This is a genomic window from Allorhodopirellula heiligendammensis (genome assembly GCF_007860105.1).
GTDB lineage: Bacteria > Planctomycetota > Planctomycetia > Pirellulales > Pirellulaceae > Rhodopirellula > Rhodopirellula heiligendammensis.
This window is the reverse complement of record NZ_SJPU01000001.1, coordinates 1,876,612-1,894,914: the sequence shown is the minus strand read 5'-3', so window position 1 is coordinate 1,894,914 and position 18,303 is coordinate 1,876,612. Positions and strand designations below refer to the sequence as shown.

The 18,303-nt window shown below is 57.4% G+C and carries 9 protein-coding genes; all 9 read right to left on the bottom strand.

Features of this window, described 5'->3' with window-relative positions:
* Positions 1–442: 442 nt before the first annotated feature.
* The 9 genes from Poly21_RS07140 to Poly21_RS07100 all read right to left on the bottom strand — a co-directional run bounded on the left by Poly21_RS07140 (position 443) and on the right by Poly21_RS07100 (position 18,275).
* Positions 443–5,902, bottom strand: a complete 5,460-nt coding sequence (locus Poly21_RS07140) for a hypothetical protein (protein WP_146406193.1) — start codon at positions 5,900–5,902, stop codon at positions 443–445.
* 78 nt (positions 5,903–5,980) lie between these two features.
* Positions 5,981–7,333: a type IV pilus modification PilV family protein gene (locus Poly21_RS07135; RefSeq protein ID WP_146406192.1), complete on the bottom strand. Its 1,353-nt coding sequence runs from the start codon at positions 7,331–7,333 to the stop codon at positions 5,981–5,983.
* 14 nt (positions 7,334–7,347) lie between these two features.
* Complete coding sequence (locus tag Poly21_RS07130; protein WP_146406191.1) at positions 7,348–8,511, bottom strand: prepilin-type N-terminal cleavage/methylation domain-containing protein; 1,164 nt, start codon at positions 8,509–8,511, stop codon at positions 7,348–7,350.
* Complete coding sequence (locus tag Poly21_RS07125; protein WP_146406190.1) at positions 8,508–9,755, bottom strand: prepilin-type N-terminal cleavage/methylation domain-containing protein; 1,248 nt, start codon at positions 9,753–9,755, stop codon at positions 8,508–8,510. The genes Poly21_RS07130 and Poly21_RS07125 overlap by 4 nt, the downstream gene beginning before the upstream one ends.
* Positions 9,756–9,780: 25 nt before the next feature.
* On the bottom strand, positions 9,781–10,956 hold the full coding sequence (locus tag Poly21_RS07120) for a type II secretion system protein (protein ID WP_146406189.1): 1,176 nt from the start codon (positions 10,954–10,956) through the stop codon (positions 9,781–9,783).
* 383 nt (positions 10,957–11,339) lie between these two features.
* Positions 11,340–12,782, bottom strand: a complete 1,443-nt coding sequence (locus Poly21_RS07115; RefSeq protein WP_146406188.1) for a type II secretion system F family protein — start codon at positions 12,780–12,782, stop codon at positions 11,340–11,342.
* Positions 12,783–12,930: 148 nt separating this feature from the next.
* Positions 12,931–14,652 (bottom strand): GspE/PulE family protein, encoded by a 1,722-nt coding sequence (locus Poly21_RS07110; RefSeq protein WP_146406187.1) that lies wholly within the window; start codon positions 14,650–14,652, stop codon positions 12,931–12,933.
* Between the two features lie 92 nt (positions 14,653–14,744).
* Positions 14,745–15,854, bottom strand: a complete 1,110-nt coding sequence (locus Poly21_RS07105) for a type IV pilus twitching motility protein PilT (RefSeq protein WP_146406186.1) — start codon at positions 15,852–15,854, stop codon at positions 14,745–14,747.
* 660 nt (positions 15,855–16,514) lie between these two features.
* Positions 16,515–18,275, bottom strand: coding sequence for a GspE/PulE family protein (locus tag Poly21_RS07100; protein ID WP_146406185.1), 1,761 nt, complete (start codon positions 18,273–18,275; stop codon positions 16,515–16,517).
* Between the last annotated feature and the right edge of the window lie 28 nt (positions 18,276–18,303).

Here is an 18,303-nt window from a genome sequence, read left to right as displayed (position 1 = left end):
GTCTCATGTGGTGGAGTCGGGGGCTGTGTTCGATTTGAATTAACCACGAAAGACACGAACTACACGAAAAGCGGAGGGTGGAATTCTGTCTGGCTCAGCAATTTTGTCTGCTCTTTGTTTCGTGTCCTTCGTGTATTTCGTGGTTGATACTGCGTGGTGGAGTCGGGGGATGTGTTCGATTTTGAGTTACCACGAAAGACACGAACTACACGAAAAGCGGAGGGTGAAATTCTGTCTGGCTCAGTGATTTTGTCTTCTTCTTGATTTCGTGTCCTTCGTGTATTTCGTGGTCGATACTGCGTGGTGGAGTTGGGGGACGTGTTCGATTTTGAGTTACCACGAAAGACACGAACTACACGAAAAGTGGAGGGTGGAATTCTGTCTGGCTCAGTGATTCTGTCTGCTCTTTATTTCGTGTCCTTCGTGTATTTCGTGGTCAATTTCACGGGTAGTACCTCTCGAATACAACCGTGTCGCGGGCGTTGAGATCTTGGCCGGGTTTAAATCCAACTGGGATCGATCGATCAACGATGAACATCGCCCGATATCGCTGAGTTTGGCCGGTTGACTCCCCGTACTCAGCACCCAGGTTTGTGGTGTCGTTGGCGTCAACCTCAAATAAGCCAATCGTCATGCGAATCAAGAACGTCTGCGAGTTTTCCGAAGCCAAATTCGGCATCCGCATGAGCGTTTGATACTTTAAGAACGGGTTCTTATTACGGTTTTGATATTCGTTGCCGCTCGGCGTGGGGGCTTCTGCCGAGGCACGGACGAAGAACGGGGTGTGAGTCGGGGTTGAACCACCGGTGCCTGTCTCTTGGCTATCGACAGTTCCCGCTCCGCGTAGGAGCCCCGCATTCACACTTCTTCGACGCAGCAGGTTTGTTTCATCCGGCGCGGCCGTCCCTAAGTTCCGTACTTGCATGGAGAAGTTCCCCTCTGCTGAACGACGGAACGCGCCTGCAAATTGAGTGGGAAAACGCGGGTCGAGTCGCGTCGGTGCATAGTTCACAGGAGTCGTCCCATTGGACAGCATCACCGTTGGCCTCGGCGTAGTATTGGGTGGCACATAGCCGCGCCGAGTTTCTAAGAAGTTGGAGAACGTTAGCTGGGCGGCACCGTTCGCAGTGGAATACTCCGCTGGATTCATGTGCCCTTGCATCAATCCCTTCCACGCGGCAAACGTTTCGATGGAATTAAGATTCATCTTGCCGATGCGCCGATTGTCTTCGTTGAAGTTGAACGGCGCCGAGTACAGCGGAGCCAGCGGGGTGCCAGCGATCCGTGTTGGCAACATTGCACGCGTCTCACCGCGATACCGCGGCCCGGTTCCGACAAAGTCGAACAGGGTGCTGAACTCGCCGCTCTTGGCCGCACCGGCTTGGCGGATGTTCTCGCTGTTGAAGAAATTCAATAGATGACGGAACGGGGCGATGAAAATCGTTGCATAGGCTGCGTCCGACGCCATGGTGCTGTTTTCGGGGAAGATCGGAGGATCTGGATTCGCGGGATCGATCACGCTGAATTCCTCCAATAGTCTGCCTTGCGAACAAGCCGGTACCATCATCAATTCGTGGGGCGTCGCGAACGGACGATTCAACCACGGGTGCATCGCAAACGGTGACGTGGGTCGGCCACGAAACGCTACCGGCGTCATTTGCGGACTGCCGAATCCTGCATTGAGATAATTCAGTGTGGTAGCGACGTTTGTACCCAGGTCAAAGTAGTTTGTACCAGCGGGAACCATTGCCGGAACCCTACTGGGTAATTGCGTGGCATAGGAGTACAGCACGTTGGCCCCGACTCCATTGACAGCGACTCCCGTTCTCTGGCGACTGCCCTCGAGGTACTGTTCTTCCGTGGTGGGTGTGGCGGGCATGTTTCCCGCTGCCATCACGTGGGCGGGCGTGTCCTCGCCGCTAAAGATGGTCAAATCAATCGCAATTTGATCAATCGTACGATACGGATTCAGCGTTGGATGGAAGCCTCTGGTGGGATCAGCCAGCCGTTGCAAGAACGCAGTACGGTAGTTCGGCACCGAGCCGATCATCGGGTCCGCTACCGTAGCAGGGTCGGTCGCAAAGGCTTGCGTGAGTTGCTTGATCGGCCCGTCGACCCGCATGTCCTCCGGTTGATCGCGTGGTAACCCTGTGACAGCCACGCCGCCTGCGCCATACTCGACGTAGGCATCGACTAGCGGATACGTCGATCCTGCGACCTGAGTGTATCGATCGGTCGGCTCAACGTAGTAATCGCCTGGGTTAATCGGCAAGGGCTCGGTCACGTTCAATCCAATTCCATTGGGTGCCGTCGCCGCAGCATTGGTCCAACTGGCTGGTTCGAAACTCGAGATGGCCAGTCCTAAGCCGGGCTGGATCGTGGTGTTCGTATTGGGGGTCAGAACGGTGTTGGCCGCATCGTATTGAATCAGACCGACCGACGGGGCTGCGTTCAAAATCTCAAATCGCTGATTGCTCGGTGCAGTCGGATTTGCGGTGTCGGCAAATACGGTCGAGCCGAAATGGGTCGTCGTCCGGGGCGCCAGGCTAAGGTACTGCTCCGGTAGCAGCGACGCGCTCACTGCCGTCCGATTGAAAAAGATACCAGCAGGCTCGGTCATGTCGGGAATCGGTGCGATCGCATTTTGCAAATCGGTCAGCGCCGTATAATTGGTGAACAGCACGAATCGATTCAGATCCAAGTTCGCTGGCGTCGTATTGAGCTCGTCCAACGCATTGGGCTGGCCCAGCTGGGGTTGGAACGACTGGGTATCCGGCAGGGTCGAACGCAATTCGAGCGGCGAGTTACCCGTCCCCGACGGATTGTTGGCGGGATCCGTCGCCTCGAAATGCGGTTCACTGATCGCAATTCGCCAAACGGGCACTTCGGCTGCGGTGCCGCTTGTTTCTCCCCAGTTCGTACCATCGAAATAAGTCGTGATGGTGCGTTCCAAATCGAGCGAGTAGCTCACCGTGCCGCCGGTGACGACATCGTAGAGTTCGCGGGGGACACCGGCAGTATTGGGATCGGCCACGCCCGAGTTGACGCGGCGGCGTGGGCTATAGAGCTCGAGGAATAGCGAGCCCTGCGGGATTCGGACTTGATCCATGTCGTCGTCCTCATCCGGAGCCATCGTCCCTTTCTTCTTGGTCGTATCCAGATTGGTGTCACGAACGCGAAGGTCGTGCGTCGCATAGGACTCACTGAACAGCAGGTCGGGCTGCTCACATCCCCACACCACAGGACTGGCCGTCGCTGGAGGCGTCGCACCGGGTGGGAATACCTCTGTTGCAGGCTCGATCGTGCCGTTGCCGTTGATATCTTCGGCCACTACCCAACCATCCGAAGGGTTGGGGTCGTAAGCGAATCGGGTCATGATTGCGTCAGGGTCGCGATAGTCGACGACATTCACCGCCCACTGAGCGATGCGGTGGGCTCGATAGGCCTCCCGATCTGATACGGGGACCGGTGTTGCCAGCGTATCTCCGTAGCTCGGGAACTGGTTTTGCAAATCATTGCTGATCGTCATCATCAATACGTAGAGATGCCGTGCCAACAATTGCCGGGGTGTGGCTCTGGTTGTGTCGTCGCGAACGTAGTCGGGAGCAATTCCTGTGAAGCTAGTGTCGATGGTCGCTCCCGCGTAGGATTGAAACGCTTGTGTTTCGACTTGCACCGTTTCGGAGGCATCATCCACCGTGCCGTTACCGTCGTCATCGCGATTGGGAACGTTATATTCACGCGGTTCATCGACCACTCCGTTGGCATTATCGTCCACTCCGTTACCGAATCGGCGGTTGATGTTAAGTCGGCGAGCCAACCGAAGTTCCGGAGCGACAAGATTGTTAAGCTGAGCGTTGCTCAACGTGCCGCCCAACAACGTACGCAGAGCATCGTATGCCGAGGCGCTGCCGGGCGACGCTACCAGTGGCGAGTCATCCGAAACACTTGTCGCCGTGATGGATTGCATCAACATCGGCTCGGTCATCGGTCGGATCAAGTTCAACAACCGGTCGGGCAATAGCTCGTTATCAAATTCATTGATGCGGATGATGGCTTCGAGTTCAGCGCCAACGAAGATATTGTCGCTACTGAGATGCCCACTGGGGTCGAGCTCGTAAGGATTGTCCGCCAACTCGTTGGTCGAGGGCTCGGTAAATGACGTCGTCGCCGGATCGTCACCGAGCGGTTCGCCCACATCGGTGGGTGAGAAAGTGCCGACCGCACCATCATTGGCGGGGACCACCGCGCCGCTCAGGGACAGTCCATATGCACCACGCCCGTACGGATCAATCGAATTGGAATAGACCCCATTGGCGGTTAATGCGGCCGGTTGCCAGCCCGCCATGAGTACGTTAATCGCATCGGCACCCGATTTTCCGGGCACCACGTCGGCTGACGATCCGACTCGGTACCGGGCCCGCAACAGGTTGCCGAGCTGCAATGCGGTACCAGGAATGTTGATGTCAGCGGGACCATATCCAAGTCCGCGGAAGGCAAATTGATCGGCGCCACCCCCATTGGCCCAATCGGCGACGGTTTCGTTCACACCCGTGGCTTGATTGATCAGGGCATAGTTGCCGTGGGCATTGACGTTCAAACGGCCAGACAAATCTTGGATCATCGGCGCGACCAAGGGACGCAGCAACTTACCATCGGGAGCCGTGATCAGAGGCAGACCGAGATTAACCCAAATGCTGTCTGGAACGCCATCGAAGTCATTATCAACATCCCACGGACCATTGATCAATGCTTCCATCAATTGGTTCAGTCGCAATCGAGCCGTGTTGTAATTCAGTGCCGGTGGAGTGCCGGTGGGCTGCATCGACAACGGCAACCTGAGCGCAAAGCTACTGCTGCCGCCGGTGAACTGCTCATTGATCACCATCGAACTGCCTACTTGCGGGGGCGTGCTCGTCACCAATTGGTTCTGCGCGATCGGCAGTGGACGAAAGGTTCCCCGTACGATGTTGGCGACCAAATGCGCGTAACCATCCGTCGGCGGGGCCGACCAGTCGGGACTCTCGTTGAGAATGTAGTTGAGTACCGAGGGCCGGTGAAACGACGGGATCAACGTTCCGCTGGTATCGCGGTAACTCAGAAACCAGTTATTGAAATCGGCGGCATCGTAGCCTTCATCGAAGTCACTGCCGGCAGCGTTGACGATGCTGCTTTTGTCGACATTGTTGCCGAGCGAATTCGGTTGCAAGGCGACCGGCAATTGGAAACCGACATTGCCAAACAACGGAGGATTATTCTGATACTGGTATCCTCTCGACGCGGTATTGTTGATATTTGTCCCGTCAAAACCCAGCCCCGGTGAACTGCGTGGTACACCATTCATCCAGATCTTGTCGCTCGCGTTCGGCACCGTGTTTCCCAATTCCGGTTTGGTCTCGATGATCACATCATGATTGCCGGCGGATGTCGAAATCGAATGCAAAATCCGAAAGGTCTGTCCCGTAAAGTTGCCATCGGTGAAGGTGATGATCCGGCCCGTGTACAGATCGTTCACATTCTGGGTCGAGGGAGTCTGTCCACCCGTGGCCGCCGGATCGTGTTGCAACGACAACCGAATATATCCATTGGTGGGAGGCGCAACCGTCGAACCCGCGCGGACTTGCAACGCCATGTAATCGTTGCGCCCGTAGTAATCGCTCAGCAGATCCTCGCCGTAGAACGGATTGGTGGGGACGCTTGTGCCGCGAATCAGCGTCATCAGCGCATCGTCAAAGATCCCATTGATGTCATGACGGTGAATGTTTCGCGCTGAAATCGCGAACGATGCGTAGCGGGACTGGTTGCTGAAGACCAAATAGGCAGCGAGCAGCACGCTGAAAAAGGTCAGCGAACTGAGCACGACCAACAGGATGATGCCAGCGGGTGGTTGCTTGCGATTCATCGGACTTGCTTAGAAGAGAAAGGGAGAGACAAGGAGAGGGGGGAGACAAGGAAGAGGCAGGAGGGGTGGCGGGGCACGCTACTTCAGGAAATCGGCGAGTAGGATCGTCTTTTCATTGACTGCGACGACGTCTTCGACGAGCGTCGCGTAGGTCAGCGAATTGGTTGTGGCGTCCGTGGACGGAGCCGTTGAGAAATCCCAATCTGGACCGTCCAACATCACCTTGAGCGACCACACCGTCGTATTCGAGCGCGGGTTCGAGGAGTGGGAGGCGGGGACGGATATGCCGCCCACGGTCGTGTCGTTTGTGGGTGTGTAAACGGTGGGTTCGCCGTCGACGCCCACGACGCGGTACCAACGGAAAACCTGCGATGCGACGCGGGCGGCGGGTGGTGTTGCCGCTGGTCGCGTCGTTCGCGAGAGCATCAACCAATTACCCGACGTGAGCTGAGATAACGTTGCTCCGGATGACAAGAGTTGCACCGAACCGCCTGCACCGCCCGCAAAGCCGATGGCATCGCCTACCAAGGCAATACGCTCGGCAGCGGCATTTTGGTTGGCCGTTTCTACCGGTGCAGACGGGAAGTCGGTCGTCCGCTCACGCGATTGATAAATGACAACGGCCATGGACCCATAGCGTGATTGCTCGTCAGGATCGACCGTGATCATCCAACTATAGGCACCCGTGGGAATGCGTTTGCCGTCGATAATCGAATTGGCACCTGTCGTGGCTTTCAATCCAGTCAGCACGGCTGGAATGGTGCGGTCTTTGGGTCGCAACTCGGAAAGATCGTTGGGGCTCTCCACCCACGTCCGCGCTATCTCGAAACGCTGTGGAAACGTGTAACTTGAAAAGGCGTTCAAACCGACCCGCTGCAATCGAGGTTGCCCAGCGAAACCGGGAGAAATCGTGTAAGTGCTTGAGGGATCCACTAAGGGATCGTGATCGGTCGAATAGAACGGAAACCATGACATGTCATACTTCTCGTACACGGCCGGAGCGGTGTTATCGGCCAGGAGCGGATCCAAGCAGAAAGGTTGGATAACCGTGAACTCTTTTCCCCCACTGGAATAACTGAGGTTTTGCACGCCGGTGAGCGCGGCGTCGCGGATCAAATTACGCGCGACCACTTCCTTCAACACTCCGTCAGACATCGCTGCGGCCGTGTCAAAATCCAGTGCGTCTTGCGCCCGGTGCCCCGCGAGTGGCAAAATCGCCGTCAGTCCAACCATCCCGATGAGAATCACGCCGATGGCGAAGGTGACCTCGATGAGCGTGATCCCGGTACGCGGGCTAACCATGCGGCGCCCGCCCAGACGCGGGGCGCAGTCCGATACATCTGCTGCGGACAACATCCGACCTACCGACCCCGCGGAATTGAGGGCCTGTGGCACGAGCGCCGATCGGCTGATTTTGAGGAAGCTGTTCATGGTGATATTCATAATCATTCCGCCACCGTGTCCGAGAGAGTTGCGAAGTATCTCGCCGGTCCCAACGCGTCAGCGAAGGCGACGGTGGTGGGGTCCGTCGGATCGGCGGGGATCGTTCCCGGATTCGCCATGGGAACGGTCGTGACGCGGCCCGAGGCCGGGTTCACCACCACCCACAAAGAATCCGGGTTCATGAGGTTGGTCGTCAACGCTCGATCTTGAGAAAAAAGATTGTCCCGGGCCGCTGCCGAAGCGCCGTTGAGATTGGCCACACCATCAATCTCACCGACGCAGAAATAAATCAGACCAGTGGGGTAAATCCGGGTGTTTGCTGTGTCATAGATGACTTGCGTGACCGCGCCGCTGGCATTGAACAGAATGTCCACCGCTCGGATACCTCCCGAGAACGCCGGGGCAAACTGGCTACCCTTGATACCGATACCCGAATAATTCAAATCGATTGCCATGCCCTGGGGCAGCGACATCACGGTGCTTGACGACGGCATGGGACTGCGGTGGATCCGATACTTCACGTTGCCACCCGATGCGCTGGAGATGGCTGAAAGCGGAAACCTGTTAACCGTGGAGGTGTCAACAGGAACGTTCTCTGCCAGATTGAACGATATCGTTACGGTCGTGCCGCTTACCGCGCCGATGCCCGTAATCGGTACCGACCGTCCTCCGGGCAATTCCAACAGATCGCCAATTTGGATCGGCGCCAGGTGATCATTGCTCGGCGTCACCGTGTCGTTCAATATTTGCGAGCTGAGATACAGCAGCGGGCTGTCGGAGGTATCAAACTCAGCGGTATTGACGGGCGTGCCTGCCAAGGCGGCGACGGCATCGGCCGCGTCACCTGTGTAAGCCGGAATTCCGACGAGCTGGCGCAGTCGCAGGCAGGTTGAGCGAGCGTAGTTGCTGGCACTCAATCGCTCGAAACGCACTCCCACGGTCCGTCCCTCCGCGATCGCTCTGCTGCGGGCAGCATTCATGAATGCTTCGATGTTCTGCGCCGTGCGGGTTGCTTTTTGGTCACTGATCAATCCCTTCACGATCGGCAGCGCGATCGCGACGAGGATCAAGAAGATCACCATGACGACGAGCAACTCAACGAGCGTGAACCCATTGCGATCGCGCCGCGGAGCGGCTTTGCCGTGTATTGCAAAGTCAATCATCATTGAGTGGCCTGCAGTGAAAGATTACTGATGTTATCGACCCGGGACTCGGCAGCGTCGGTGCCCAGCAACGCTTGGCCGGGGAACAAACTATTGGGGTTGATCTCCCGAAAACGGCGGAGGTAGGGGTCGGGGAACTGATAGGGGCTGATCTGTGATCGGCCGTCAAATTCAACTCCCATGAAACCTTCGCCGACCGCTGCACCACCCGAGTTGGTGGGGATCGCAAACGCGGTGTCAGAGTAGGAAATGCTTGTGGCGGGAGGAGTTGCCGCTGACGGGTAGGGTTCCGTGGCGATGCCGAGGGAACCATCACCACCCGCTGAAATGATCAGGGGGCGCAGCGCCCAAGGTTTGACCGCCGCGTTGGCGTTGTTGACGTCGATGGCGTCGGAGGTCTTGGGAGTCGACGCGTCATACATCTCGGCGTACGCAAAGTCAGCGCGAAACAGATCAAAGTCATCGGGGACGTTGGGGTCCACTGTTCCCGATGGATCGAAGTACCCGATCGGCCAGCGAATGAACGCCAACGGCACACCCCATCCATCCAGGATTTCGGGCAGCCCATCGCCGTCGGTATCACCAATATTCGACGACGGGATCGATGCGATTCCGGGACTGCCACCGACAAAGGAATTCGCCATGATCATGTACAAGCACTCGGCGCCCTCGTTGGCTCTCAATTCCGCTGCCGTCGGGGTTGGAGTTCGCGCCAGCGCGGCGTTGTAACGGGCGAGGTAGTTGCTGACTTTGGGTGATTGGTCGTGCACCACGTTCAACGCCATGCGAGATCCGCGATTCGAACGCATTCCCACAATGTTATTAGACGCATCGAGCATCACTGGGCTGGCAGCGGCAGTGACGACACACGGTGTGGGGGATGTTCCGACCGAAAGGAAATCCACCAGACGATCGGGCATTTCCATCCGCTGCAGATCTCGCATCATCACCAACCGTGCGCGAGCTGCTTCGGTCGCGAGCACTTCGCGACTGAGTTCACCCGTTCGCAGCGATTGACGCAGCGTCGGTATCTCCACCGGCAGCGGTCGGTATTTATAGGACTCGTATTGCTCTTGGATCACACTGTCGCAGGCGGCGATGATGGTCCGGGTGCGCGAAGCCCGGGCCGTATTGGTCACGCCACGAACTGCAGCCAATACCATGCCGCCCATCAATCCAATGATGACGATGACGACAAGGATCTCGACTAAAGTGAATCCAGAACGAATCTTCGGTGTTCGAATCATGGCCCTATCTCGTTGATGGTGCAGATCACTCAAGTCCGTTGCCCAGTGTGGATTCCGTGAAATTGGTGACGTTGTCTAAGTTGCCATTGATGTTTTCATCAGCCACGTAGGTGGCCGGCCACTGACTGTCTTGAAAGCCTTTTGAGCCAACATTGGCATTGGTAAACACGAGGCCTCCGGACGTAGTTGCACTAGCGTTGGGCCAAGCGGGGACACCGGAGTTGGTGAAGTGCACGGGCAACGCGCCTGCATTGGTTGCGTCAATGGAAATCAATTTTCCGAAAAACAAGTCCGAGCCTGGCGAAATGATTTGAAAAGTATTGGGGTTCTGGAACTTGACTGCGGCGAACGCCGACTGTTCTGTCGCATAATCGCCCCCCGCCGGCGGCGGTTGGATCGCTTGATCCGATTTATACGGACGCACGGCGCCGACCGACGGCGCTAAATAGCCGTTGTAGGTATTCACTCCTGACACCGTGGCAATCACCCCATAGGTGCGTGAATCAAAGTAAACGATGGGAGCGTCACCGCCGTCGATCGCACGGTAAGCAGGTAAAATGTCATTACCGCCATGGAGGTTGTCTGCCACGTTGAGTAAGTCTTCGTCGCTGCTAAGCAGGGGCGATGTATCAGATGCGCGATTGATCGTTAGTCTCGCAGTATCAAAATCAAAGAACGCGTTGTCTCGCGTCGCGTTGTATTGATAGTCGGTAATATCTGAAGGCGTGCCACCGGTCATCAAGACAATTGGGCCACCTGGACCAGTAAGTGGGTGCTGGATGTCTTTGCTGAAGCCACCTAGGAAGAACACCAACGCTTCAGAGCGATCCATCGCGGCGGCACTGAATGTGCCGGTCGTGTTGTCGGTGCGGTTGTCGGTTAAGCGATCGAGAAACGTAATGTCTGGATCAGCCATACGGGGAAATAGCTTTGCCATGTGACGCTTCAGCACGGCTTGGCTGCTGCCATCGGGCGGGAAGTCACCGTACTTCGCCTCATATGCCTTGACAGCTTGATCGAGAGCGTTGATCTCGAGACGCTGAGCCGATGTCTTGGCCCGACCGAGCGCATTGGAGATCGCCGGAATCAATACGCCCGCCAGAATCCCGATGATCGCGATCACGACGAGAATTTCAACAAGCGTGAAACCACTGGTTACGGGATGCCGCTGGCTGCGGGATGGCTGGGGTGACGTGATCATCGGACGTTGGTTGGGTTGAGGGAGAAAAAAGGTCGCTTCGCAGCAGGTTCTTCGTGTGAGCTGTCGTCGGTGAGCCGCCAGCTTTCGAGTGTAGGATCAGCCGGCGGGCGCTAGCCCCGGTTTCGGGAACGTTTCGTGTTGAGGGTGGAAACCGGTCGTGTTGAGGGTGGAAACCGGTCGTGTTGAGGGTGGCAACCGGGGCTAGCGCCCGCCGGCTGATGAAGGGGGATTGGGAAACCGGGGTTGGTGCCCGTTGGTTGATGTAGTGGATGGGGAAACCGGGGCTAGCGCCCGTCGGCTGATGTGGTGGATTGGAACTGGGGTTAGTGCCTGTCGGTTGATGTCGTGGATTTGGGAAACCGGGGGGGCTATTGCCCGTCGGCTTAACTGAGTCCGGTAATGAGTTGAACGAGGGGCATGAACAGGGAGATAACAATGAAACCCACGGCACAACCCAGGAACACGATCATGATCGGCTCCATCAATGCCGTGAGGCTGTCCGTCATGATGCGGACTTCTTCGTCGTAGGTATCGGCAACTTTGTAGAGCATGGTGTCGAGTTCACCGGTCTCTTCCCCGACGTCGACCATGTTCACGACGAGGTCATCGACCACGCGGCCTTTGATCTTGGTCAGGTAAAAAAGAATGCACATCGCCATGCCGCCGCCGATCATGTAGAGCGACATGAATGTGAGCGATTCCACCATGCCATCCTTATCGAGCTTGCTGCCTTTACTCGTCAGCGCGACGCTGAGGACCATGATGCCGGGGAACGAGCCGAACAACGCCCAGAACACGGCCGCCATGGGATGGAAACCGAGCACGGAGTGCTCCGCCAACGGCTTGCTGATGACTTCCCCTTCCCGGATTTGCTCGGCGACCTTCGTGTACAGTTTCTCGAACATCGCATTGCCGGAGGTCTCTCGCGTGATGTTCAATCCTTCCATGATCGGCACCCCGGAACTGATCAGCGTGCCGAGCGTTCGGGTCGTCCGCGCGAGAATGTTCTTTTCAATCAGCGCGCCAAAAATCGGCACACGCAGGATGAACATGTCAAACCCGATCCGTCCATGTTTGAACTTCCGCATCAGTTTGATCAGGATGAACGCACAGATCGGCATTGCGATCAACAGGAACCAGTAGCTGCCGACGTAGTTACTCATCGCAATCAACAGCTGCGTGGGTGCCGGCAGTGTCAGTCCGAACTCGTCAAACATCTTTTCGAACGTCGGGACGATCATGATCATGATGAACGTCAGAATCGCCACGGCGACCGTGACCACGATCACAGGATAGATCAACGCACCCTTCACTTTCCGCTTGAGCGACTCGGCGCTTTCGAGGAAGTCAGCGAGCCGGTTGAGAATGGTTTCCAGTGCACCGCCCGCCTCACCGGCTTTAATCATGTTGACGTACAGGCGGTTGAAGACCTTGGGGCATTTCCCCATCGCTTCGGAGAGCGTCGCCCCGCCTTCGATCTCGTCACAGACATCCATCAACGCATTCTTGAGCTTGCCCGCCTTCTGATTGTTTTCGAGAATCCGCAAGCTGCGCAGGATCGGCAGGCCGGCGTCTTGGAGAATGGACAGCTGGCGGGTGAACGCGCAGATGTGTTTCGTCTTGGCACCGCCCATGGCGAAGGGACGTTTCTTGCGTTCGCCCGGCGCCGCTGCCGCACCCGCAGCCTGTTTCTTGACGGCGATCTTCGTAACGAAGTATCCCATCTGGCGGATGGTGGTTTGCGCCTCATCCTCGTTGGCTGCATCGATCTCGTCCCGGATCTCTTGTCCGGTCGCGTCCATCGCTTCGAAGGTATAAATGGGCATCGCTTCGCTCTGGCTATTTGTTTTTAAGCTATTAGCTACTAGCGGTTAGCTACTAGCTGTTTCTGGAATCGGAAGGAGGTGAATGGGCTTCGTTTCGACTGGGCGTTGGAGCTAGTCGCTGAGAGAGCAAACCGCAGCGGCTCTGCGGCTAGCCATCAACGACGGTCTCACGAACAATTTCATCAAGCGTGGTGACGCCTTCTCGGGCGACGCCCATGCCGTAGTCTCGCAGTGTGATCATCCCGTCAGCCTGCGCTTTGTCACGCAGTTCATCGGTGCTGTCGTTGGCCATGATCATTTCACGAATCGCATCGTTGACCACCATCAACTCGAACAACGCAATCCGACCTTTGTACCCAGTGTTGTTACAGTTTTCGCAGCCTGTACCCTTGAAGTAATCGTGCTTTTCGACTTCCTCGCGAGACAGTCCAAGTTCCATCAATAGGTCGGTACTGACGCGTGTTTTCTCGCGGCACTTCGTGCAAATTCGGCGAACCAATCGTTGCGCTAGAATCGCTTCGACAGTCGCGCAGATCATGAACGGCTGGATCCCCATGTCCGTCAATCGCGTCACGGTGCTCGGGGCATCGTTGGTGTGCAGGGTGCTGAAGACAAGGTGTCCGGTCAACGCCGCTTGAATGGCGATTTCGGCGGTCTCGAGGTCGCGGATTTCCCCGACGAGGATGATGTCCGGATCCTGCCTTAAGATTGCGCGGAGGCAGGACGCAAACGTAACCCCCGCACCAGCATCGATCGGGATCTGGATGATGCCATCGATGTCGTATTCAACGGGGTCTTCGGTCGTGATGATCTTTTCTTTGGGATCGTTTAGCTCGCTGAGCGAAGAGTACAGCGTCGTGGTTTTGCCGCTACCGGTCGGACCGGTCACCAACACAATCCCGTTGGGGCGGTCGATCGCTTTGCGGAAGTTTGCGATCGTGACTTCGTCCATGCCCACATTATCGAGCGACAGGTCGACAACGCTCCGGTCGAGGACCCGCATGACGGTGGATTCACCAAAGATCGTCGGCAGCACGCTGACACGAAGGTCAACTGGGTGACCACCGACCATCAGCTCGATTCGGCCGTCCTGCGGCATCCGGCGCTCGGCGATATCGAGGTCAGCCATGACCTTCACACGCGTCGTGATGGCAAAGGCCAGGTGCCGCGGTGGCGGCACCATCTCATACAGCACGCCTTCGGACTTGATACGGATGCGGAACTCGTCTTCGAACGGCTCAAAGTGAATGTCGCTGGCGTGATCCTTGATCGCCAACAACAGCACCATATTGAGCAGTTTGCGCACCGGAGCGGAGTCGGCCAAGGCGGCCGCGTCGGTGATGTTGAACTTCTCCTGGTCGAGAATACTCGCGGCGGCCCGCAGGTCTTCATCCTCGGCGAGTTCCGCCACTAGCTTTTCAACGCTCTCCGCTTCGCTATCGTAGTGCTTGGTGATCGCTTGCTTGATGTCATGCTCGGTGGCAACGACCACACGAATGTCGTAACCCAAAAAGGTCCGCAACTCGTCCTGGATATTGAGGTTCTGCGGGTCGCAGGTCGCGATCGTCAACGAATTGGCCGCTTCGTCAAACTTCACCGGCACGCAGCGATAGAGCTGCGCCATCGTCTCGCTGATCTTTTCCAATACCTCCGGCGCGATCTTCGCCTCCTCGAGGGACACCGTTTGCATGCCCATCTGCTCGGCGAGAGCCTGGATGAGCTGTTCGTCGGTGACCAGTTGCATCGACTCGGCAACCTTCCCGAACAACGCACCGGGCTGCTGCTCCTGCTCATCGAGGACAGCCTGTAGCTGCTCGTCGGTCAAAAAACCGAGGTCGACGAGAATCTGTCCGATGCGACGTGGGGCCATGTTACTTCTCTTTATAGCTATTCGCTGCCAGTCACTAGCGTCGAGTTGCTAGCACTGGCGTTGTGAGGGAGTCGGGAGTGAGGAATTCGGTGTTAGCCTTCGTCTTCGATGGCGGCGGGGGAATCATCGAGACCCTTGCGGGCTTGGACGATGCGGCGGGCCAAGTCGTCAGGGTTCTGCGCCTTCGCCAGGGCATCTTCGACGGTGATCCGCTCGGCTTTCCAGTGATTGAAGAGGGCGTCGTCCATCAACTGCATGCCGAACTTGGCACCGGTTTGCATGGACGAGTTAATGCGGAATGTTTTGTTCTCACGAATCAGGTTCGAGATCCCCGAGGTCACCACAAGGACTTCGTAGGCCGCCACCCGGCCGCCCCCGATCTTTGGGATCAGTGTTTGGGCAACGACGCCGATCAGCGTCGAGGCGAGCTGGGTGCGGATCTGGTCCTGGAGGTTGCCGGGGAACGCGTCAATGATCCGGTTGACGGTGCCTTGGGCGCTATTGGTGTGGAGCGTGCCGAACACCACGTGGCCGGTTTCGGCCGCGCTGATGGCGGCTTCGATGGTTTCGAGGTCTCGCAATTCGCCGACGAGGATCACATCGGGGTCCTGCCGCAGTGCCCGCCGGATCGCTTCGGAAAAACTCGGGACGTCGACGCCGACCTCGCGCTGGTTGATCGTCGACTCTTTGTGCTCGTGATAAAACTCGATCGGATCCTCGATCGTGATAATGTGGTGGTCAACGGTCTCATTGAGCAGATTGATCAAGCTCGCTAGGGTCGTGGATTTACCCGAACCGGTCGGCCCCGTCACCAGGAACAACCCCCGCGGGCGGTGCACCAGCTTCACCACGATCTCGGGTAGGCCGAGTTGCTCAGGCGTGAGCTTGTCGTTGGGAATCTGCCGCAGCACCATCGAGATGAAGCCGCGTTGTTTAAACACGGATACCCGAAACCGAGCCAATTCCCCGAAGGCGAACCCAAAGTCAGTTGAACCGGTCTCTTGGAGTTCCCGTTGGCAGCGTTCTGGCGTGATGCTCTTCATCAGACCGACAGCGTCTTCGGCGTCGAGCGTTTTGGTGTCGAGCTTGCGCATGCGGCCGCTCAAACGAAATACCGGTGGCTGGCCAACGACAATATGAATATCGCTCACGCCCTGCTTCACAGCAGCTTGCAGCAGTTTGTCGATGAGAACCTGGGCCATTTTACAAAGCTTCTAGCATCTAGCGGCTAGCGATTCGCTCTCGGTCCTGTCCACACCCCCTGCTGACGCCAGTGGCTCAGGGAGGATTGGAGAAAGACGTCGATGCAGATCGCTAATCGAAGGGAGGTGGACGGATGAAACAAGGACAGGATACCCACAGCAGGGCGAGGGATTGACTGCGTGGGATAATGAATACTGGCGGTCGCCACCGGGCGGATCGACAGGAATCAGGCTAATCGCGAGAAAAGGAATAGGGTGCGATCAGACACTGAAAGATAAATGCTGGCTGGTGTGCCAATGCAAGCATTATCGTGAAAGAGTCATGAAAAGGCAACGATTTTCCCACTAACGCAACGATTGGAAGGATCGTGGGCCGTACAACGGATTTTTAGCGGGTGGAGCCACGTCTCTGTGACGTCCCATTGGAGGGGTGTGGTATCGCGGCGATCGACGCGAGCCGGGGGCGCTGAAGTCCCATGGGGCGGGCGGTTGGGCGCGAGCCGACGCACGCCCGTTCTCGCGGCCCGATGCGGCCGGTGACGGGCCAGCGAAAATGCTCCCCAGGCTCGTCCGACCAGCGGCATGCGAGCTGAGTCGTGGCAGACGCCGTGACAGAGCGGCTCATCGATGAGAGCCGGCCGAGACAGGGCCCTGGGCGGCTTACAGCGACGCCAGATCTTTGGCGATGTGGCCCAGTGCGATGTCTTCCTGCTCGGTCTGTTTGGCGACGCGGTAAACCTCCTCAAACGTGGTGATTCCGCGAATTACCTTGAGCATCCCGTCGGCGTAGAGCGTGGACATGCCGTTCTTGATCGCCTCCTCGCGGACGACGTTGGTCGTCGTGCCTTTGAACATCAGTTCACGTAGCCGGTTGTTGACCAGCATCAGTTCGTAGATACCGATCCGGCCACGGTAGCCCGACCGCCCGCAGTAGGTGCAGCCTTTGCCTCTGCTGAACTCGGCTTGAGCCAGCATCTCGGGCGGCAGTTGCGAATCCTTGATCACGCTTTCAGGTGGCTGGTACCGCACCTTGCAGCGTGGGCAAATGGTCCGCACCAAACGCTGGGCCAGCACCGCGATCACCGAACTTGCCACCATGTAGGATGGTACACCAATGTCCACCATGCGTGATATGGCGCTGGGCGCATCGTTCGTGTGTAGTGTACTGAATACCAAGTGTCCAGTTAATGAAGCCTGGATTCCCATCGATGCGGTCTCGTGATCACGCATTTCCCCGACGAGTATGATGTTGGGGGCCTGGCGGAGCATGGCCCGAATGATGCGGGCAAAGTCGAGGCCGATGCTGTGTCGCACCTCCACCTGATTGATCCCCGGCAGGTAGTATTCGACCGGGTCCTCGGCGGTGATGATCTTGCGGTCGGGCCGGTTGAGTGCGTTCAGGGAGGCGTACAGCGTCGTAGTCTTCCCCGACCCGGTGGGGCCGGTGACCAGGATGATCCCGTTGGGCCGCTTGATCAGCGAGTTGAAGTTCCGGAAGTCGCGTTCGGAGAGGCCGAGTTGCCGGGTACCAACCTTGATATTGTCCTTATCGAGCAGCCGCATCACGCAGGACTGGCCGTGGTTGGTGGGGATGATGCTGACCCGCAGATCGAGCTGTTTGTCGCCGACGGTGATTTTAATCCGCCCATCGGTGGGGCGTCGTTTTTCGGAGATGTCGATTTTCGAGAGAATTTTGATGCGGGCGATGACGGCGGCGAGCATCCGGCGGGGGGCCGCTTCCCGCTCGACGCAGACGCCGTCGATGCGGTAGCGGATCCGCACGCGGTCCTCGAAGGGCTCCACGTGGATGTCACTGGCCCGCAGCTGCACGGCTTCGGCGATCATCAGATTGACCAAGCGGATCACGGGGGCGGAATCATCGTCACCACCGCCATCGTCCACCCCATCGCTACCGCCATCGGTTTCGGTGAAGTCGATCGCCGTATCGGTGAATTCTTGCAGCATCGAGTCAGCGGATTCACCTTCGACCTGCCCGTAGTACTGGTTGATGGCCCCGTTGATGGCTTCTTTGGGGGCCAGCGCGGTCTCGATCTTGCGATTGAGGATGAAACGCAGTTTCTCAATCGTTTCGAGATCGAAGGGATTTGCAATCAGGATGGTCAGTGCGTTGTCTTCGTCCTTGTAGGGCAGCACCATGTTTTCGCGGGCGACCGATTCAGGCACCAGCTCGATAACGGATTCGTGAATCCGAATGGAGCGGAGATCAACATAAGGGATTTTGTGGAACTTGGCGGTCGCTTGAGCCACCTCTTCGGGGGTGGCGTACTCAAGTTTGATCAACGCATCGCCGATTTCAGCCTTGGTATTGCGGGCAATTTCCTCTGCTTCGGAGAGTTGGTCGAGGCTGATAACGCCTTCTTGGAGCAGGAGATCGGTGAAATCTTGGATGGTTTTGCCCATGGCGAGTTCCTTCGTCAGAAAAGATGCG